General features: G+C 38.2%; 1 protein-coding gene. It reads right to left on the reverse strand.

The window, feature by feature from the left end:
- Positions 1 to 511, reverse strand: a 511-nt coding sequence (locus HMPREF9444_RS11065; RefSeq protein WP_040909213.1) for a tyrosine-type recombinase/integrase, incomplete at both ends; no start/stop codon positions are given.

Consider the following 511-nt stretch of genomic DNA (forward strand, 5'->3'; position numbering starts at 1 on the left):
TTTAAGATAGCCATTGCCTCTGTTGATAAAGGAACAATTAAATCTCCGTTTGTTCTTACCTTCATTTTTTTAGCAGGAATGATCCACTGGTTAGTATTAAAGTTAATTTCAACCCATTTTGCTTCTCGTGCATTTCCCGAACGGGTGGCTGTAAGAATGGCAAATTCCAAACAGCGAGCTGATATGCTGAGACGGGCGTGTAAATCGGCAAAAAATTCAGGTATTTCATCCACAGGTAGCATGGGATGATTTTTTTGTGCTGCGGGCGGGCGTTTAGGCAACAGATTTTTTAATACGCTCGGAGTTGTAGGGCTTTCTTTATCGGTTAATTTAAGTGCTCGTGCCCAAGCATATATCCCGTTTATATCAGAACGTATTTTTCTTACTAAAGCAGGATGTTCACACCATATAGGACTAAGAATTTTTGCTATATGGTCATAAGATATGTCTTGAAAAAGGATGTCTCCGATAACGGAATAAATATAGTTTTTCAGATGTCCTTTAAATAAAC

The sequence above is a fragment of the Succinatimonas hippei YIT 12066 genome, assembly GCF_000188195.1.
GTDB classification, from domain to species: Bacteria; Pseudomonadota; Gammaproteobacteria; order Enterobacterales; family Succinivibrionaceae; genus Succinatimonas; species Succinatimonas hippei.